Here is a 3,787-nt window from a genome sequence, read left to right as displayed (position 1 = left end):
CGCGACCGCGGGCGGCACCACGCTCGCGGCCGCGGGGCAGTTCCTTGGGTCCGCCGCGTTCAACTTCTACGAAACCGCGGGCCCGCTCTACTCGGACCTGTCGAAGATCCGGGACGAGAACGGCCAGCCGCTCGACCCGCGCGTGGTGCGCGCGACGGCAACCGCCGGCGCCGCGATCGACGGCCTCCTCATGGCCGGGCTCTTCGGTCGCGTGGCGTCTGCGGTGCCCGGCGTGGGCGAGGCGCTGGAGTCGATCGGGACGCAGACCGTCCGGCGCGCGCTCGCGCAGAAGACGGTTGGGGCGGCCGCGGCGCAGCTCGCGAAGAAGTACGGCGAGCACGTCCTCTGGGGTGCCACGCTCATGGCCGCGCAGTCCGCGGTGAACGCGACGACGCAGGAAGTCGCGAAGGCAGCCTCCGGGCAGCCGATCGAAGTGGATTGGTGGCGGATCCCGGCCACGACGGCCGCGGGATTCGGCCGCGGCCTCGAGGACATGCTCCTCCTCGCGGCGCTCCGGCCCGGGCGCGCGTTCCTCGAGGACCTCGGCCGCGTCCACGCGGTCACGGAGGGCGCAGCGCGCCTCGAGGCGCTCTCGGACAGCGCGCGCGCGTCCAAGCTCCGGGCCCGGATGCCGGAGAAATTCCAGGAAGTCGTCCGGAACCTGGTGGCGCAGCGCGGCGAGGTCCAGAACGTCTCCGTTCCCGTCGAGCGCTGGAACGGCTACTGGCAGGAACAGGGGCTCGACCCGGCCGCGGTCGCCCGCAACGTCCTCACGGATCCCGCGCGGTACTCCCAAGCCGTCCAGAGCGGGGGCGACGTCGTCATCCCGATCGAAGACTATCTGACGCACCTCGCGCCGACCGAGCACCACGCGGCGCTGCGTCCGGACCTTCGCCTCTACCAAGGCGACCCGACGCCCCGCGAGCTCGCCGACGCCTACCGCGCGGAAACGGAGCGCACCGCGCAGCTCGCCCAGGAGCCCGTCGAGTCCCTGAGCGCTCCGGACCGCGAGCTGTACGACACGGAGCGCGGCCGCGCGATCGCGGCCGGCCTCGACGAGGCCCAGGCAGACGTCCACGCCCGGAACCAGACAGCGTTCTGGCGCGTCATGGCAGCCCGGACCGGCGGTGGCTCGGCGCTCGAGTTGTACCGCAGGTACGAGCCCGGCGCCCGACCCGCGGAGACGGCGCCGGCGGCGCCGGCGGAGGCCGGCCAGGCCGACGCCTCCGAGGTCTCCGCCGCGGAGCGCGCTCAGGGCCTTGACGGCCTCCCAGGACTTCGCGAAGGTCTGACCGAGGGAGAGGTCCAGGAGCACGCCGACGCGATCCAGAGGGCCCACGCGGAAGGCGAGACCGCCTTTCGTGCGCGGATCACGGAGGAGGAGGCACGCCAGAAGTCGGAGGCCTTCCTCCAGGAGCTCGACCGAGCCCGGGAGCAGGTCCGGGCGGAAGCGGCCCAGGATCCCGTCCAGGCAGCGCTGTGGTTCCTGCGGAATGGCTCCATGGCCGACGGCTCGGAGATCCCGGAGGCGCTGAGGGACGAAGCCGGGCAGCCGGTGAAGCTCTCCCGGCACTACCTGGCGGAGCGGTACGGGAAGGCGATCCTCTCGGAGATCCCCCGCGGCTTCGTCGAGGACGATACCGGCGCCGAGGGGCCGCGCCCGATGGGGCACCCCGACGTCGTCGCTGGGATGTTCGGCGTCTCGAGCGGTGACGAGCTCGTGCAGGCGCTCCGATCCGGACGCGCAGCCGGCGTGGATCCGGAAGCGGAGGCGCGCCGCCGCCTCGAGGAACGGCATGGGAACCTCGCGAACGAGCCGGCGCGGCTCGCCCGCGAGGCGATGGACGCGGTCCACGGCGATGCCCGCGGCGAGCAGCTCGCCGTCGAGCTGCGCCTCCTCAAGCGCCAGGCCGAGCGAACCGGGACCTGGCGGCCGCGGCCCCCCGTGAGCGTCGCCGGCGCGCTCGAGCGCGCGCGGACCGAAACGATGGGGAAGCGCCTGTCGGAGATCTCCCCGAACGTGATCCAACGGACCGAGCGGATGGCCCGGAGGGACGCCGTCGCGGCCGCGGCGCGCGGGGACATGATGGGCGCGTACGAGGCGAACGAGCGCGCCCTCTGGAACTTCGCGCTCTACTGCGCGGCCGTCGATCTACGCCGGCAAGGCGAGGCGGCGACGCAGCTCCTCACCGGCGCCGCGCGGCCGCCGGCCCGGGCTCGGCTCGGGCTCGTCGATCCCCTCATGCGCGAGCAGGCGGAGTCGATCCTCGAGCGGTTCGGCTTCCTGCCCCGCGCTCCGGAGCGGACGCAGACGCTTTTCTCGTGGGCGTCCGAGGCCGAGGAGCGGTGGGGCGACGAGGTCAGCATCGACGATCGGCTGTTCCAGGAGAATTGGCGCAAGCCCGCGGGCCAGCTCACCGTCGACGAACTCCTGGCCGTCCGGAACGCCATCCACAATATCTCGCACCTGGCCGCGAATCGCGGGAAGGTCCTCACCGCGGAAGGCAAGGTGGAGCTCGCGGACGCCGTCCGGGAACTCCGAGAGGGCGCGCTCGCCAACGTCCCCGACCGAGGACCTCGGCCCATCAGTCACGACGCCGGCGGCTTCCTCGAGGGCGTCGGACAGTGGATCTCCGAGAAGGGCGCCGAGTGGCGGCGCCTCGAAAACGTGTTCCGGTGGCTCGACGGCGGCGCCATCAACGGGCCGTGGCAGCGGTACCTCTGGAACCCGATCAAGGCCGCGCGCACGAAGTCGTACGAGCTCGCGGACCTCCACGCGCGGAAGTTCCTCGAGGCGCTCGAGGCCCTCCCGGCAGAGACGAGAGCGCACCTCACGGACCTCGTCTTCATTCCGGAGATCGGGGAGCCGCTCAGCCGGCGGGAAATCCTCATGGTCGGCGCCAACGTCGGGAACCAATCGAACTACTTCAAGCTCGCCAAGGGGTACGGCTGGACGGACGGACAAATCGAGGCGATCACGAAGCACCTCGGAAAAGCCGAGTGGGATTGGCTTCAAGCGACGTGGGACAGCTTCGGCGGACTCTGGCCGGAGATCGTCGCCCTCCAGCTCCGGACCTCGGGCCTCCCGCCCGAGAAAGTGCAGCCGCGCCCGGTCCACACCGAGCACGGCACCTACCCCGGCGGCTACTTCCCGGCGGTGTACGACCGGGAGGCCTCGGTCGCCGGCGAGCGGCAAGCGATCACCGCGCCCGGCGAAGTCTTCGAGCGGGGGTACTTCAAGCCCACGACGCCCCAGGGCCAGACGAAGAGCCGCATCGAGGACTTCGCGCGACCGATGCGCCTCGACATGTCCGTCATTCCCAGCCGGATGGCGCAGCACATTCACGACGTCGCCTTTCGCGAGGCCATTATCAGCGTCGCCAAGCTCGTGCTGAACGAGGAGGTGCGGGAGACGTTCCGGAGGACGGCCGGCAAGGACTACGTCCCGCTCCTCCTCCCGTGGCTCCGCGGCGTCGCCAATGGTCGGATCTACTCCACCGGGGAGCACCTGAGCAGCTACAACCGGATGCTCGACACGACGCGCTCCCGGGCTACCGTGGGGATCCTCGCCTACAAGCTCACCGTCATCTTCGGCAACCTCGCCAACGTCGTGACCGCGCGCGCCGCGGCGAAGGGGACGTACCTGACCGGCGCGTCGATCGACCTCATGCGCAGCCCGCGGGAGACGTGGGGTTTCGTCGCTTCGAAGTCCGCCGAAATGGCGCACCGAATCGACAACGTCGACCGCGACATCCGGGACAAGGTCCGCGAGCTCGCCACGCGGTAC

At 71.5% G+C, this 3,787-nt stretch carries 1 protein-coding gene; it reads left to right on the top strand.

What is annotated here, in order from left to right; translation table 11 throughout:
* A partial coding sequence (locus LAO51_20215) for a hypothetical protein (protein MBZ5641072.1) occupies positions 1 to 3,787 on the top strand: 3,787 nt, incomplete at both ends.

The sequence above is a fragment of the Terriglobia bacterium genome (genome assembly GCA_020073205.1).
Lineage (GTDB): Bacteria > Acidobacteriota > Polarisedimenticolia > Polarisedimenticolales > JAIQFR01 > JAIQFR01.
This window is presented reverse-complemented; position numbering and strand designations above follow the sequence as displayed.